The following is a 14,688-nucleotide window of genomic DNA, read 5'->3' as shown; positions in this document are numbered from 1 at the left end:
ATACGGCGGGCTGCGGCGCCGCCATGGGGGCAACACCACTATGACCCTGTCAAGTCCGTGCCATAACCAGTGGTCTGTACGCGGTGGCTTTCCTAGGAAAACACACCGCGTCCTGTTCCTATTCCCCCATCAAGGGAGTGCAGAACGAACACTAGGTACACGAACCCAACCGGGTCTCGGTTCCCATTGTCGCATGCTTTCGGGCACGGCCACCACCGGACACGGCGGTTGCGGCTCCCGGCCCGTGCACCGGGAGCTGCCCTGCTGCCGGTTCAGACCGGACCTTCACCCGGCCAGGCAGTTGCCGGCGACTGCGCCCACTGAGGCAGCTCCCCTCTGCGCAGCAGCTCCCGCAGGAGAGCAGCCAACCGGTACCCGGGGACTTCCCTCAGCGCCCCGGAGAGACAGATTTCTGCTCTGGAGCTGCGTCCGCGGGCCCACTCGATCCATCCGAGCAGGGTCAGCAGTGCGGCGGCCGGCTCCCCCGCTGCGCGCTGCACCAGGGCCGTGAACGCTTCATATGTACGGTCCATTCGGCCCCAGTCCGGTGCCGTGCTGCTCCGGCCGATAAGGATCGCCCTAAACTGCCGGCCGGCCTCGGCGGACGGGGACACCCCTGCTTCTGGAGGCACCACAGGACCAGGGCTGGCAGTCTTCCAGGCAGGGGCAGAGTCACCGCGGTCAGCGGATCCTGGACGGGCAGGCGCTGTCTGCGCTCCTGGCTGAAGCCACTGCCGTGCCCCTTCCGCTGCGGCAGCCATCCCGGTGGCTGCAAGAACCAGAATGGTGTCCCGCACCGGCTTGAATTCCAGACTGGCCAGCAGCAGCGCGTCCTCGTGCATCCGCGCCCCCGTGTCCGCCGGTCCGTCCTCCAGGAGCCCTTCCCCCGCCGTCCGTGGCAGCCTGGAGATGTCCGGCGGCCCGCCGTCCCCGGCGTCCGGCGGCCTGGACAATCCGGTAGCACTTATCCGGCGTTCCCATGCCGCGAGCACCTCATCGAAAGTCTCTGGCCTGTTCCATTTCCCCTCCAGCGTTCGGCGGACTTCGTCCACCCGCGCATCAAGGGCATCGTCACGGAGCCGGCCGGCTGAGCTCAGCGCCTCCGCAGGCGACGCCGCGTAGGCGCTTCCACGGTAAACCAGTTCTGCGTTGAGCCTGCTTTCCGTGATTTCGCCCATCGGCTTGCCGGGCCAGGGACAGCACCCGCCGTCTGCGCAGAAATAGTCCCGCCAGGTGCCGTTGCCTGCCAACCAGGCGTCCCTGAGCCTCAACCCGCTGTCCTCGAGGTCATCGGCGAGGACTTCCATCAGGGCGCTGTACGGCGCTCGTGTGCCTTCGCGCCAGGGCAGATCCGTATACATCACGGCCAGCACTCCGTCTGCCCGTTTGTCACCGGACAGCAGGGCGGCGATCCGCGCGGTGTACCCCGAGATCAGCTCCAGCTGCTCGTCATCAGGCATTTCCGCGGAACATGCCGGTCCCGGAAGGTCCAGCCGAAGCGTGGCCCCCAGCCGGGAACCGCGGAGCCCGAGCAGCACCAGCGACTCGCGGGGCTGGAAGCCCAGACAGTGCGGCACAAACGCCAGGATGTCCTGCGGGGTGCCAACCCGAAGGACGTCGGCGGCGTCAGGGGCGGCAGTATCCGAGGCGGTGCCGCTGGGGCCGGTAACGGAGGCGGAGCCACGGGAGCCGCTATCCTTGCGGTCGGCGGAACCGCGGCCGGCAGCACCGCCGGTTGCGCTTCCCGCGGAGGTTGGTCGGAGAGACGCGGGGCGGCCAGCGGCCGGATGTCCCGCTTTCTGGGGTTCGCTCATGCCGCAAGAATGCCTGTCCCCGTCCGGTCCCAGGCCCGGCAGGGTCCCCCTGCGGACAACGTACCGGGGAGACATGTGGTCAGCGCCGCTGTGGAGGGAAAGAGGCCGGAGACAATGATCCGTTCCCGCCGGATCCTGTGTCGCAGTAACGTCGCTTTGGCAGCGGTGTAAGGGTGTTATTGCCACACAGGATGAGCGGGGCCGGGCCCAAGGAGCGTTACTGCCACACAGGATGAACCGGGCGCCGCGGACCAGCGGCCAGCAGCCGACTCAGCCGGCACAACCGCGCAACTTCAATCCGAACCGGCACAACCGCCCAGTTTCCAACCGCCCCGGCGCAGAACCGGGACGCCTTCGTCACCCGCCGGGTTCTGCCGCACCGCGGCTGGAGCCGGTTTCCGGTTCAGTTCCCGGATAATCGGACGAAACGCCGCCGGAGCCGGTGTCTCCGTCAGCAGCACCCGGCGTGGAGCCGGATTCCGCGGCACCGCGGCGCTCGTCCCTGCGGCGGCGCCGGTCACGGGCCAGAGCTTCCCGCAGCGGCGGAAGGCGCAGCCCGTTATCGGCCATGGCGGAACGGAGCTTCCTCCGGTTTCGCAGGATGCCCAGCACACCTGCCCCCATAACCAGGAACTGCACGGCCAGGGCAATGCGGAAGGCGGCCAGGTCATAAAGGTTGCCGCCGGAGAATCCGGTATTCAGGAGAATGTCCAGCACCAGACCCACCAGATACATCGAAATCAGCGAGGCAACAAAGCCGCCGATGTTCACAATCCCGGTGGCTGTGCCCAGGCGGGTACTGGGGTTGTAGGTCCTCGCGAAGTCGAACCCGATCATTGATCCTGGCCCGCCCACAGCAAGAACCGCAACAAGGCACAGGAGCAGCCAGAGCGGGGCTGGACCGGGCCACAGCATCACAATCAGCCACGCGCCGGCCATGGCGCCGGCGATCAGGAGGACCATGGTGGAACGGCGCAGCGGATGCCGGCCCACCCAGGAGCCAAGCCACGGCCCGCACAGAATGGCAACCGCAACGAAAAAGGTCATCAGGAAGGACGCGGCGGCCGGGGAAACCTGCTCACCGCTGACCAGGTACGGATAACCCCACATCAGCACAAACACGGTTCCGGGGAACTGGATGGTGAAGTGGGTCCACAGACCCAGCCGCGTGCCGGGCTGCCGCCAGGCCGCTGAGAGGGAGCCGCCGTCGTGGGCTGCATGGGGAGTCCGCGGCGTGCCTGCGGGCTGGTTGCGGATGAGGGCCAAGGCCAGCACAAAGGCGAGGACGGACAGTGAGGCAGCGCCAAGAAACGCCGTGTTCCAGCCGATTTCATGCAGGACGAACGCAAACGGAATGGCACTGGCAATCTGGCCCAGCTGTCCGATAATGCCGGTCCACTGCGTCAGGACGGGAATCCGCTGCGGTGGGAACCATGCCGGCAGCAGGCGCAGGACGGAGATGAATGTCAGTGCGTCGCCCGCGCCCACCAGGGAACGGCCAACAATGCCGGCGCCAACGCTGTCTGCCATGGCCAGCTGGAACTGTCCGGCGAACATCAGGACAGCCCCGGCGGTAATCAGCAGGCGGGGACCAAACCGGTCCACGAGCATCCCCACCGGGATCTGCAGGCCGGCGTAAACCAGCAGCTGCACCACGGTGAAGACCGAAAGGACGGAGGCGGTTGCCGAGAACCGTTCGGTGGCTTCAACCCCCGCAACCCCAAACGCTGTCCGCTGTGTGACGGCGACCAGATAGGCGAAGACGCCGGTGCCCCAGACGAGCCATGCTCCCCTGTGCTTCACGACCCACCGCCTGCGCGGCGGCCGGTCAGACCCGCAGCGGGGTCAGAGGGCGCCGCTCCCGGGTGTTTCCGGACGGTCGTCCCTGCCGGGAAGGCGGTCGGGGCCGTTCGGTTCAACGCTGTCCTCATCCTTGTCTGCAGCAGGATCCGCGCCGTCTCCGGCGTCGTCCTGCTCGGTTTGTCCAACAAGCAGTGCCTCGGTCTCTTCCTCGGCCTGCGGGCTGGCCAGGTACGCCTCGACGGCGGCACCCAGCTCTTCGGCGTCGGGCAGCTCGTCATTGTCCTTGACGAGCAGGGAACGCCGCACAGTGCTGCCGGTGTACTCGTCGTAGCGGCTTTCCAGCGTGGCCACGACTCCGCGCACTTCGGCCGAGGCATCGACCTGCTGTGCAATCTGCTTTTCAACCTCCCGGCCTGCTTCACGCAGCCGGTCGGTCGGCAGGACCAGATTAGCCGCTGCACCGAGGTATTCCAGTGCCGCCACGGCGGCAGGCGGGAATTCGGCGTCGGAAAGGTAGTGCGGAACATGAACCACATGGCCGACGACGTCGACGCCCGCCTCTGCGAGGCGCAGTTCCAGCAGGTGCCCCACGGCTGCCTGGATCTGTGCCGTGGGCTTCCAGGAGCTGATGCCGTCGATCAGGTCCGGCCGGTTGCCGTGGGCGGTAACGCCGATGGGGCGTGTGTGCGGCACGGGCATTGGTATCGAATGGACCCAGGCGACCAGCGAGACGTCAAGCATCTGCACCAGCCGCAGCACGGCAGCGGTAAACCGTTCCCACTGGAAATCGGGTTCGAACCCGGTCAGGAACAGGAAGGGCTCACCCAGTCCGTCATAAAAACGGTGAAGTTCGATCCTCGGCGCCTCGTAGCCGGTGAAGTGGTCTTCCACGAACGTCAGCTGCGGGCGGCGGGCACGGTAATCAATGAGCTGGTCGGCATCGAAGGTAGCTACCAGGTCATGTTCCAGGTTCTCGAAGAGCTCATCACGGACCTGGGACACCACATGGCCTGCCTCGCCGAATCCCGTGAATCCGGCCAGCAGCCGCAGTCCGCGCACTTCGGCGGAGGCAGCCAGTTCCGGATCCAGGTTGAACAGGGTCAGCGGATCAAGCATGTTGTACCTTCCTGCCACTAGTCCCGTTGGTTTGCGGGGGCGCTTATGAAACCAAGCGCATACTTGTCAATCCCTTACTCAAGGGTAAACGCCATGCACAGGCCGATTCATTCCGCAAGGCAACCATGACCGGCGGCAGCGTCCGCCGCGGAAGAGACTACGATCAAAAGAGCAAAGCACTAGAAACGCACAAATACGTGAGGATGAAGCTTCGTGAGCAAAGCCAGTGAGCCAGACCTGCAGGTAATTTCCCGGGACGCACGCAAGGTCCAGGCACAGGCCCTGGTAGTCGGCGTCGGGCAGAGCCCGGACGGCCCCGTACTGGTGGACAGCCCGCTTTCGCAGAAGTCTTCCTCCGCTGTTGCCGGCTCCTTCGCCCTGCTGGGCGTCACCGGCGCCGCTGATCAGGTTGTCCGACTTCCCGGCCTGCCCGAACTCGAAGCCGAGATGCTCGTCCTGGCCGGACTCGGTCCGGTTGCCGCCGGCGAGCCGCTGAGCAGCGAGGCACTGCGCCGGGCCGCCGGTTCCGCAGTCCGGCAGCTGGCGGGCACAACCACCGTGGCCCTGGCCCTGCCGGCCGCAACCGTGGATGACGCCGCTGCCGTAGCCGAGGGCGCGCTGCTGGGTGCGTACAGCTTTACCGAGCACCGCAGCGCCCACTCAGCCAAGGTTCCCGCCCCGGTTTCCTCAATCACCGTGGTGACATCCGCCGCCGGCGAAGCTGACTTGTCGCCGGCCCTGGACCGGGCACGGGTCGTTGCACGTGCCGTCAACGCCACGCGCACCCTGGTCAACCAGCCGCCGAGCCACCTTTACCCCGAAACCTTCGCCGCCGCGGCACGCGAGGCCGCACGGCCGCTTCCCGTCAAGGTGACCGTCTGGGACGAGAAGAAGCTCGAACGCGAAGGCTTCGGCGGCATCCTCGGCGTCGGCAAGGGCTCAGCCCGCCCGCCCCGCCTGGTCAAGGTGGAGTACTCCCCCGCACGTGCCAAGGCCAAGCTCGCCCTGGTGGGCAAGGGCATCACCTTTGACTCCGGCGGACTGTCCCTGAAGCCTGCCGCCGGCATGCAGGCCATGAAGTCGGACATGGGCGGCGCCGCCGTCGTGCTGAACTCACTCCTTGCCGTCGCCGAAATGGGACTCCCCCTCAAGGTGACCGCCTGGCTCTGCCTCGCCGAAAACATGCCCTCAGGCACCGCCCAGCGTCCCTCCGATGTTCTGACCACCTACGGCGGACGCACCGTCGAGGTCCTGAACACCGACGCCGAGGGCCGCCTGGTCATGGCCGACGGCCTGGCGATCGCCAGCGAGGAACACCCGGACGTCATCATCGACGTCGCCACCCTTACCGGGGCGCAGATGGTCGCCCTGGGCAACCGCGTCTCCGCGGTCATGGGCGAAGACGGCGTCCGCGATGCCGTCAAGTCCGCCGCTGACCGTGCCGGGGAGCTGTTCTGGCCGATGCCGCTGCCTGAAGAGCTGCGCGCAAGCCTGGACTCGCCCACCGCGGACCTCGCCAATATCGGTGAGCGCTTCGGCGGCATGATGACCGCTGCAGTGTTCCTGCGCGAATTCGTGGGTGAAGTGGACGGCGTGAAGATCCCCTGGGCACACCTGGACATCGCCGGACCCGCCTTCAACGAGGGCGCACCGTACGGTTACACCCCGAAGGAAGGCACCGGCGTCGCTGTGCGCACCCTGGTTGCCTACGCAGAGGATGTGCTGGCCCGCGCGGTATAGCACCCGTTCTTGTTTTGCGTGCAACTCCGAGGGGCAATTGTTGCGCGTGTTTCTGGTTACATTCGCCTTCCGGCCCACTTAACCGAGTGGATGCCGGGGAAACTGGGCGATAGTGTGAAACCTATTCACAACCGCCCAAATCACTAACCGACGCGCCATCAGTGCGTCAACAGATTACGCGAGGGAGCGTCCACGTGGCCGAAGAGGCAACTGCGCAAGAGTTCGACATCCTGATCCTCGGTGGAGGCAGCGGCGGCTACGCCGCAGCACTCCGCTCCGTGGAGCTGGGCTTTTCCGTTGGGCTGATCGAAAAGGGGAAGCTGGGCGGCACCTGCCTGCACAACGGCTGCATCCCGACCAAGGCTCTGCTGCACTCAGCCGAAATCGCTGAAAACGCCAAGACGGCAGAGAAGTACGGCATCAAGGCCACCTTCGATTCCGTGGACATGAACGCCGTGAACTCCTACAAGGACAACATCATTGCGGGCAAGTTCCGCGGCCTGCAGGGCCTGATCAAGTCCAAGGGGATCACCGTCATCGAGGGTGAAGGCCGCCTGACCAGCGAAAAGACCATTGAGGTCAACGGCCGGACCTACACCGGCTCCAACATCATCCTGGCCACCGGTTCCTACTCCCGTTCACTGCCGGACCTGGAAATCGGCGGACGCGTCATCACCTCCGACCAGGCTCTGACCCTGGACTACGTTCCCAAGAGCGCAGTGATCCTGGGCGGCGGCGTGATCGGCGTCGAGTTCGCTTCGGTCTGGAACTCTTTCGGTGTTGACGTCACAATCGTGGAAGGCCTGCCGTCGCTGGTCCCCAACGAAGACGCCGCCATCATCAAGAACCTGGAACGCGCCTACAAGAAGCGCGGCATCAAGTTCAGCACGGGCATCTTCTTCGAGAAGGTGGAGCAGAACGACGACGGCGTCGTCGTCACCCTGGCTGACGGCAAGACCTTCGAGGCAGAGCTGCTGCTCGTCGCCGTCGGCCGCGGACCGGTAACCGCCAACCTCGGTTACGAAGAAGCCGGCCTGACCATGGACCGCGGCTTCGTCATCACGAATGAGCGCCTCCACACCGGCGTCGGCAACGTCTACGCCGTGGGCGACATCGTTCCCGGCCTGCAGCTGGCCCACCGCGGCTTCCAGCAGGGCATCTTCGTCGCCGAGGAAATCGCCGGCCTGAAGCCGGTCGTCGTCGAGGACGTCAACATTCCCAAGGTCACTTACTGCGAGCCGGAGATTGCATCCGTCGGCCTCACCGAGGCGAAGGCCAGGGAAAAGCTGGGCGCTGAGAACGTGCAGGTCCAGGAATACAACCTGGCCGGCAACGGCAAGACCTCCATCCTGGGCAGCTCCGGCCTGATCAAGATGGTGCGCGAGAAGGACGGCCCCATCATCGGCGTCCACATGATCGGCGGCCGCATCGGCGAGCAGATCGGCGAAGCCCAGCTGATCGTGAACTGGGAAGCCTACCCGGAAGACCTGGCCGGCCTCCTGCACGCCCACCCCACCCAGAACGAAGCAATCGGCGAAGCCGCAATGGCCCTCGCCGGCAAGCCGCTGCACGGCTAGAAGCCCTGCAGCGAAGAGTTTTCCCGGTGCATCCGGCGCCAGCGGCGCCGGGTGCACTAGGCTTCAAACCAACCAGCACCAGCGGCACGGCTGGTCAAAGAACTAACAAGGAGAAACGGGGACAATATGTCTGAAACCGTGAACTTACCCGCCCTTGGTGAAAGCGTCACCGAAGGCACCGTAACCCGCTGGCTGAAGCAGGTAGGCGATACCGTCGCCGTCGACGAGCCCCTGCTGGAGGTGTCCACCGACAAGGTCGACACCGAAATCCCCTCTCCGGTAGCAGGCGTCATCGAGGAAATCCTCGTGGCTGAGGACGAAACCGCAGAGGTCGGCGAAGCGCTCGTGCGCATCGGCGACGGCTCCGGCTCCTCTGACTCCGGTTCCGCTCCCGCCGAGGAAGAAGCACCGGAAGCTGAAGAAGCTCTGGCAGCCGAGCCTGAGGCCAAGGAAGAGGCTCCGGCCCAGGAAGCACCTGCTGAGGACTCCGGCTCCGCCGATTCCGGTGACAGCACTGACGTTACGCTGCCCGCCCTGGGCGAAAGCGTCACCGAAGGCACCGTCACCCGGTGGCTGAAGGCCGTTGGCGACGACGTGGCAGTGGATGAGCCCCTCCTGGAGGTCTCCACTGACAAGGTTGACACCGAGATCCCCTCCCCCGTGGCCGGCAAGCTGCTGGAGATCAAGGTCAACGAGGACGAGACCGCCGAGGTTGGGTCCGTCCTGGCCGTCATCGGTTCCGGTTCCGCCGCACCGGCCAAGGCCGAGCCGAAGGAAGCCGAGCCCGTTGCTGCCGCTCCGTCCACCGAGCGCGACGAGCCGGTAGCCGAGCCCAAGGAAGAGGCTCCGAAGGAAGAAGCTCCCAAGCAGGAAGCCCCGAAGGAAGAGGCTCCGAAGCAGGAAGCTCCCAAGCAGCAGGAAGCCGCGAAGGAAGAGTCCGGCTCCGGCACCTACGTCACCCCGCTGGTCCGCAAACTGGCCAACGAGCACGGCGTGGACCTCTCCACCGTCAAGGGCTCCGGCGTGGCCGGCCGCATCCGCAAGCAGGATGTGCTGGACGCCGCCGAAGCCGCCAAGGCTGAGGAACCGGCACCCGCCGCAGCGCCGTCCTCCTCTGACAAGGCTGCCCCGTCCAAGATCAGCGAAGAGAGCGCCAAGCTGCGCGGCACCACGGTCAAGGCACCGCGGATCCGCCAGACGATCGCCCGCCGCATGAAGGAGTCCCTGGACACCTCGGCACAGCTGACCCAGGTCCAGGAAGTCGACATGACGCGCATCGCCACGATGCGCCAGAAGGCCAAGGCCGGCTTCAAGGAACAGAACGGTGCCAACCTGACGTTCCTGCCGTTCATTGCCAAGGCCGTCGTGGAGGCGCTGAAGGCGCACCCGAAGCTCAACGCTTCCTATGACAGCGACTCGCAGGAGATCACCTACCACGACGCCGAGCACCTGGCGATCGCCGTTGATACCGAAAAGGGCCTGCTGGTTCCGGTCATCAACGACGCCGGCGACCTGAACCTCGCTGGCCTGGCCAAGCGCATTGCCGACGTCGGTGCACGCACCCGCAGCGGCAAGATCGGTCCGGATGAGCTCTCCGGCGGCACCTTCACGATCACGAACATCGGCAGCGTCGGAGCCCTCTTCGATACGCCGATCATCAACCAGCCCCAGGTAGGCATCCTGGGTACCGGTGCGATCGTCAAGCGCCCGGTTGTGCGTACGGACGAGGACGGCAATGACACCATTGCCATCCGCTCCATGATGTACCTGTCGCTGACGTACGATCACCGCCTGGTGGACGGCGCCGACGCAGGCCGCTTCCTGCAGACCCTGAAGGCACGGCTGGAAGAAGGCAGCTTCGAAGCCGATCTGGGCCTCTAAGCGCTAAAGCACACGAAGGCGGGTGTCCTCTTGGGAACACCCGCCTTCGGTGTGTTAACCGGCCTGCGGCCTGCAATTTTCTACCCGTTGTAGAATAGTTATCGGAAAATTTACGCACCCTGACACTCTGTCGGTAAGATCGAAACCATGGACTTCCTTCTCAGCTTCCTCGTTTTCCTTCACATCCTTGGAGCCGGTGTCATCGTTGGCATCTGGCTGGCCAAGATCAAGAACCCCACCGTGATGCCTGGCCAGTTCCACGCTGCACTGCTGCAGCTGGTCACCGGCATCCTGCTGGTCGGCGTCAACGAAATGGCCGACAACGAGGTCAACCACATCAAGGTTGCCGTCAAGCTCACCATCGCACTGGTGATCGCAGTCATGGCCTTCATCGGCCAGCGCAAGTACAAGAAGGACCAGCCTGTCTCCGGCGGCCTGGCCAACGGCGTGGGTATCCTGACCGTGGTCAACGTGGCCCTGGCCACCATGTGGTAACCAAACCCCAAACAGCAGCACGCGGTTGATCCGCGGCCGGCCTGCACAGTCCCTCCCCTCCGCTTTGGAGGGGAGGGACTTTTTTATGCCCGTGCCGGGACGCCGGACCCCGGGTGTGCCTTAGGGGTCTGGCAGTTGACTGCCGTGCCTGCAAGGATGGGCGCCAGCGCCTCCGGCAGTCCCGCCCCCGGCGCCCATTCCCCGAAGGAGCTTCCATGGCCACGGTCCGCTCAGCACACACCATCTGGAACGGGGACCTGTTCCACGGCAAGGGTGAGGTCACCCTCGATTCATCCCAGCTAGGTACGTTCGACGTCACCTGGAAGGCACGCGCAGAGGAGGCTGAGGGACGGACCAGTCCCGAGGAACTGATCGCTGCCGCACATTCGGCCTGCTTCTCCATGGCCTTCAGCAATGCCCTGGCAGAGGCAGGCAAAACGGCAGAACGCATTGAAACCTCAGCCGAAGTCACCTTCGTTCCGGGTACCGGAATTACGGGCAGCCACCTGAGGGTCAAGGCCGTGGTGCCGGATCTGACGGCCGAAGAGTTCACGGACATCGCCGAGGCCGCGAAGACCGGATGCCCCGTCTCGCAGGCGCTGGCCGGCATCAGCATCACCATGGATGCCGCACTGGAAACCTAGGCCCTGCGCCGCCCCGGCACCTCCAAGGCAAAAAGGACCTCTCCCGCCCGGGAGGGGTCCTTTGGGGTATTGCCGGGCCACAGTGGGCGCGTACTCTCGCTTACAAGCGAGCTTGGCAGGGGGCCAAGGGAGCGGTTTCGACACGATCGCAACTGCGTCTGAAGGTGAAGATATGAACCTCACGCCGAAAGAAATCGACAAACTCTACGTGTACCAAGTGGCTGATCTGGCCCGCAAACGCCGGGACCGGGGAACCAAACTCAACGTCAGCGAAGCCACCGCCCTGATCTGCGAGGCAATCCTGGAAGGTGCCCGGGACGGCCGGACGGTTGCCGAGGTGATGGAGCTCGGCAAGACCATCGTCTCCGAAAGCCAGTGCATGGACGGAGTGCGCGAACGGCTGCCGCTGCTGCAGATCGAAGCAACCTTCGTCGACGGCAGCAAGCTGGTTTCCTGCCACGATCCCATCGGGGTGTGAGTTGACCCAGCCCACCGAGCCGCGTGCGGCGGTGGTGCTGGTCGGAGGACACGAGAGCGGCAACGGGGCGGATCTCTCATTCGTGCCGGAGATAATGCCAGGCGCTCTTGTGACCCCGGCCGGCCGTCCCCTGCATAATCTGCTCACCCGGCTGCTTGGGCGGAACCGGGAAGCTCCCGCTTCCGGCACTCCCCCGGTCGTGGTGCTTCCGATGACCTTCGGCCGCAACCCCACTCTCATCGCCGATACGGCGAAGACGCTTCACTGGCTCGGCTCGGAAGCGGCCGCCCGCGGCACTGCTGCGGCACTGGCCCTGGCTGATCCTTTTGGAACGGCCGACCACCTCACGGCCTGGCTGAGAACCGCAGCCACGGAAGTGCGCCGGCGGGCACCGGACGCCGCAGTGCTGATCGCCGCGGATGCTGCCAACCCGTTTGACGACGCCGACCTCTACCGCATCACGCATCTGGTGCGGACGCACGGAGCAGGCATCCCCGTCGAGACGGCAGCAGTCGGCAGTGCGGGCGCGCTGCTGGAAGCGGTCGAGCGGCTCCGGATGCTTGGCAGTACCCGCACAGTCGTAGTTCCGGCCGGGTTCCGGCGGGAGGCAACCGTGCGCTCAGAGGCTGTGCCCTACGGTGCCGGAGGTTTTTCCGACGCCGAGTTCTACGGCCCGCTGCTGAGCGAGCGGGCAGTGCTGCGGGTCATCGGTGACCGTATCCGCGACGCCCTGCACGCCCTCAGCCACGGACGGACCGGAGTGGAAGCGGGACTGGAGGCCGACCACGGCCACGGTTACGCCCATTCGCATGCCTTCGAAGAGGCCGCCGGACACTCCCATCCGCACAGCCACGGTACGGCCGCCGGCCATCCGCACAGCCACCCCGCCCCGATCGGCAGGAATTGACCGGGTCCCACCAACACCACCTGCAGCAACCTGCACCGCTAGGGAAGGACAGATCATGCTGGGCACCCCCACTTATGACCACAAGCAAGAGGACATTGAGATCAACGCCGGCCGCCCAAGCGTCACGCTGCTGGTAAGCAACACCGGAGACCGGGCAGTGCAGGTCGGCTCGCACTTCCATTTCTTCGAAACCAACAAGGCGCTGCTGTTCGAACGCGAACTCGCCTACGGAATGCATCTGGACCTTCCCGCCGGCACCGGCGTCCGGATCGAGGCAGGCGACACGCGTGAAGTAACGCTTACTGCCTTCGCAGGTTCCCGGCGGGTCATCGGCTTCAACAACCTGGTCGACGGCAGCCTCGACGCCACGGACACCAAAATCCGCGCCATGGCACGAATGAAGGAACTCGGGTTCCAGGACGGCAAGCCGACCGCCAAACCCACTGCGAACAACCAGGGCAGCGCGGCTAAAGCCGGCTCCGCAAAAGAGGGGAAGAAGTGATGGCGAAGATCTCGCGCAAGCAGTACACCGACCTCTTCGGTCCGACCACCGGCGACCGGGTGCGCCTGGCTGACACCAACCTGGTGATCGAGATTGAGAAGGATTTCAATGAGGGCCACTACGGCGACGAGGTCGTCTACGGCGGCGGAAAGACCGCCCGCGACGGCATGGCCGCCGATCCGCAGGCCACCTCCGACGAGGGGGTGCTGGACCTGGTTATCACCAACGCCATCATCCTCGATCCCATCCTGGGTGTGGTCAAGGGTGACATCGGCATCCGTGACGGCAAAATTGCCGGGGTCGGCAAGTCCGGGAACCCGCACACCCAGAGCGGAGTTGACCCGCGCCTGGTGGTGGGCCCCGGGACGGAACTGCTGGCAGGCGAGCACTTTATCGCCACCGCCGGAGGCATCGATTCGCACGTGCACTACATTTCACCGGAGCAGGCCCTGGCTGCCCTGTCCAACGGCATCACCACCCTCTTCGGCGGCGGCACGGGCCCTACCGACGGCACCAACGGCGTCACCACCACGCCCGGTGTCTGGAACCTCGGCAGGATACTCCAGTCGATCGAGGGCATGCCGGTGAACATGGGCGTGCTCGGCAAGGGCAACGGATCGCTGCCCGAGGCCCTCGTTGAGCAGGTTGAGGGCGGGGCAGCCGGGCTCAAGGTACACGAGGACTACGGCACGACGCCGGCAGCGCTGAGCATGGCGCTCTCCGTCGCCGACGACTATGACGTCCAGATCTCGGTGCACACTGACAGCCTCAATGAGGCCGGCTACGTGGAAAACACCATCGATGCGATCGACGGCCGCACCATCCACACCTTCCATACCGAGGGTGCCGGCGGCGGGCACGCACCGGACATCATCAAGGTGGCCGGCTACCCCAACGTCCTGCCGTCCTCAACGAACCCCACGCTGCCTTACACGGCCAACTCCGTGGATGAACTGCTGGACATGGTGATGGTCTGCCACCACCTCTCCCACGACATCCCCGAAGACGTTGCCTTCGCGGACTCCCGGGTCCGCGCCGAGACAATCTCCGCCGAGACGGTCTTCCATGACGAGGGCATCATCTCCATGGTCTCCTCCGATTCCCAGGCAATGGGGCGTATCGGTGAATCCTTTATGCGCACCTTCCAGATAGCGCACCACTGCAAGGACCAGCGCGGCAAGCTGCCGGAAGACAGCCCGGACAACGACAACTTCCGAGTGCTGCGCTTTCTCGCCAAGATCACCATCAACCCGGCAATCACCCAGGGTGTATCCGACTACATCGGATCGCTTGAAGCGGGGAAGATGGCGGACATTGTGCTCTGGCCCGTTCAGTCCTTCGCGGCCAAGCCCCGGCTGATCGTCAAGGGTGGCCTGATCAACTGGGCCCTTATGGGAGATCCGAATGCGTCCCTGCCGACCCCGCAGCCGGTGTTCTACCGGCCCATGTTCGGTGCTCAGGGAAGGGCGCTGCAGAGCACCCGGGCAACCTTCATGTCCAAGGCCGCCATCGAGAAGGGCGTTCCGGAACAACTCGGGCTGGAGAGCCAGATTCTCCCGGTGCACCGCTGCCGCGGGATCGGGAAGGAACACATGGTCCGCAACAACGCCACCCCGGACATCACGGTGGATCCGGAAACGTACGACGTGACCTACAACGGCACGCTGGCGAAAATACCGCCGGCACAGTCGCTGCCGCTGACCCAGCTGTTCTTCCTTGCCTAGGGGCGCA

At 65.3% G+C, this 14,688-nt stretch carries 11 protein-coding genes and 1 pseudogene; 9 read left to right on the top strand and 3 right to left on the bottom strand.

Translation table 11 applies throughout. The annotated features are described in order from the left end of the window. Nucleotides 1-272: 272 nt before the first annotated feature. The 3 genes and pseudogenes from ACWGQ2_RS06335 to ACWGQ2_RS06325 form a co-directional block, all read right to left on the bottom strand. A complete protein-coding gene (locus ACWGQ2_RS06335; RefSeq protein ID WP_452015428.1) occupies nt 273-1,814 on the bottom strand; it encodes a DUF4192 family protein in 1,542 nt (513 codons plus the stop codon). Between the two features lie 357 nt (nt 1,815-2,171). Next, nucleotides 2,172-3,617 (bottom strand): MFS transporter, encoded by a 1,446-nt coding sequence (locus ACWGQ2_RS06330; protein WP_452015426.1) that lies wholly within the window; start codon nt 3,615-3,617, stop codon nt 2,172-2,174. Between the two features lie 222 nt (nt 3,618-3,839). Beyond that, nucleotides 3,840-4,733: pseudogene (locus tag ACWGQ2_RS06325) on the bottom strand (proteasome assembly chaperone family protein); the annotation flags it as partial. Between the two features lie 213 nt (nt 4,734-4,946). On the opposite strand from ACWGQ2_RS06325, the gene ACWGQ2_RS06320 reads away from it, so the two are divergent. From ACWGQ2_RS06320 to ureC, 9 genes are all read left to right on the top strand, one after another. Further along, nucleotides 4,947-6,473 (top strand): leucyl aminopeptidase, encoded by a 1,527-nt coding sequence (locus tag ACWGQ2_RS06320; RefSeq protein ID WP_452015424.1) that lies wholly within the window; start codon nt 4,947-4,949, stop codon nt 6,471-6,473. A gap of 194 nt (nt 6,474-6,667) precedes the next feature. Further along, nucleotides 6,668-8,050, top strand: coding sequence for a dihydrolipoyl dehydrogenase (lpdA, locus tag ACWGQ2_RS06315; protein ID WP_452015422.1), 1,383 nt, complete (start codon nt 6,668-6,670; stop codon nt 8,048-8,050). Nucleotides 8,051-8,176: 126 nt separating this feature from the next. After that, entirely contained in the window at nt 8,177-9,931 is a 1,755-nt protein-coding gene (sucB, locus tag ACWGQ2_RS06310; RefSeq protein ID WP_452015420.1) for a 2-oxoglutarate dehydrogenase, E2 component, dihydrolipoamide succinyltransferase, read from the top strand. Nucleotides 9,932-10,078: 147 nt separating this feature from the next. Beyond that, the gene (locus ACWGQ2_RS06305; protein WP_452015418.1) at nt 10,079-10,426 is read left to right on the top strand and encodes a hypothetical protein; all 348 of its coding nucleotides are present in this window, start codon (nt 10,079-10,081) and stop codon (nt 10,424-10,426) included. A gap of 215 nt (nt 10,427-10,641) precedes the next feature. Beyond that, a complete protein-coding gene (locus tag ACWGQ2_RS06300; protein WP_452015416.1) occupies nt 10,642-11,070 on the top strand; it encodes an OsmC family protein in 429 nt (142 codons plus the stop codon). Between the two features lie 172 nt (nt 11,071-11,242). Then, nucleotides 11,243-11,548 carry an urease subunit gamma gene (locus ACWGQ2_RS06295; protein ID WP_227897094.1) on the top strand — a complete coding sequence of 102 codons (306 nt, stop codon included), beginning with the start codon at nt 11,243-11,245 and terminating at the stop codon, nt 11,546-11,548. Nucleotide 11,549: 1 nt separating this feature from the next. Further along, a complete protein-coding gene (locus tag ACWGQ2_RS06290) occupies nt 11,550-12,455 on the top strand; it encodes a hypothetical protein (RefSeq protein WP_452015414.1) in 906 nt (301 codons plus the stop codon). Between the two features lie 55 nt (nt 12,456-12,510). Beyond that, entirely contained in the window at nt 12,511-12,957 is a 447-nt protein-coding gene (locus ACWGQ2_RS06285) for an urease subunit beta (protein WP_452015412.1), read from the top strand. Beyond that, nucleotides 12,957-14,681, top strand: a complete 1,725-nt coding sequence (gene ureC, locus ACWGQ2_RS06280) for an urease subunit alpha (RefSeq protein ID WP_452015410.1) — start codon at nt 12,957-12,959, stop codon at nt 14,679-14,681. Before ACWGQ2_RS06285 ends, ureC begins: the two co-directional genes overlap by 1 nt. Nucleotides 14,682-14,688: the final 7 nt, after the last annotated feature.

The sequence above is a fragment of the Arthrobacter sp. NPDC055585 genome (genome assembly GCF_053619115.1).
The sequence above is the reverse complement of the archived record's forward strand: the minus strand, read 5'-3'. Positions and strand labels throughout refer to the sequence as shown.

Bases quoted from the DNA above. Each gene is read 5' to 3' on its own strand.
- ACWGQ2_RS06335 (WP_452015428.1), bottom strand. From the start codon at position 1,814: ATGAGCGAACCCCAGAAAGCGGGACATCCGGCCGCTGGCCGCCCCGCG.
- sucB (WP_452015420.1), top strand. From the start codon at position 8,177: ATGTCTGAAACCGTGAACTTACCCGCCCTTGGTGAAAGCGTCACCGAA.
- ACWGQ2_RS06305 (WP_452015418.1), top strand. From the start codon at position 10,079: ATGGACTTCCTTCTCAGCTTCCTCGTTTTCCTTCACATCCTTGGAGCC.
- ACWGQ2_RS06300 (WP_452015416.1), top strand. From the start codon at position 10,642: ATGGCCACGGTCCGCTCAGCACACACCATCTGGAACGGGGACCTGTTC.
- ACWGQ2_RS06295 (WP_227897094.1), top strand. From the start codon at position 11,243: ATGAACCTCACGCCGAAAGAAATCGACAAACTCTACGTGTACCAAGTG.
- ACWGQ2_RS06285 (WP_452015412.1), top strand. From the start codon at position 12,511: ATGCTGGGCACCCCCACTTATGACCACAAGCAAGAGGACATTGAGATC.
- ureC (WP_452015410.1), top strand. From the start codon at position 12,957: ATGGCGAAGATCTCGCGCAAGCAGTACACCGACCTCTTCGGTCCGACC.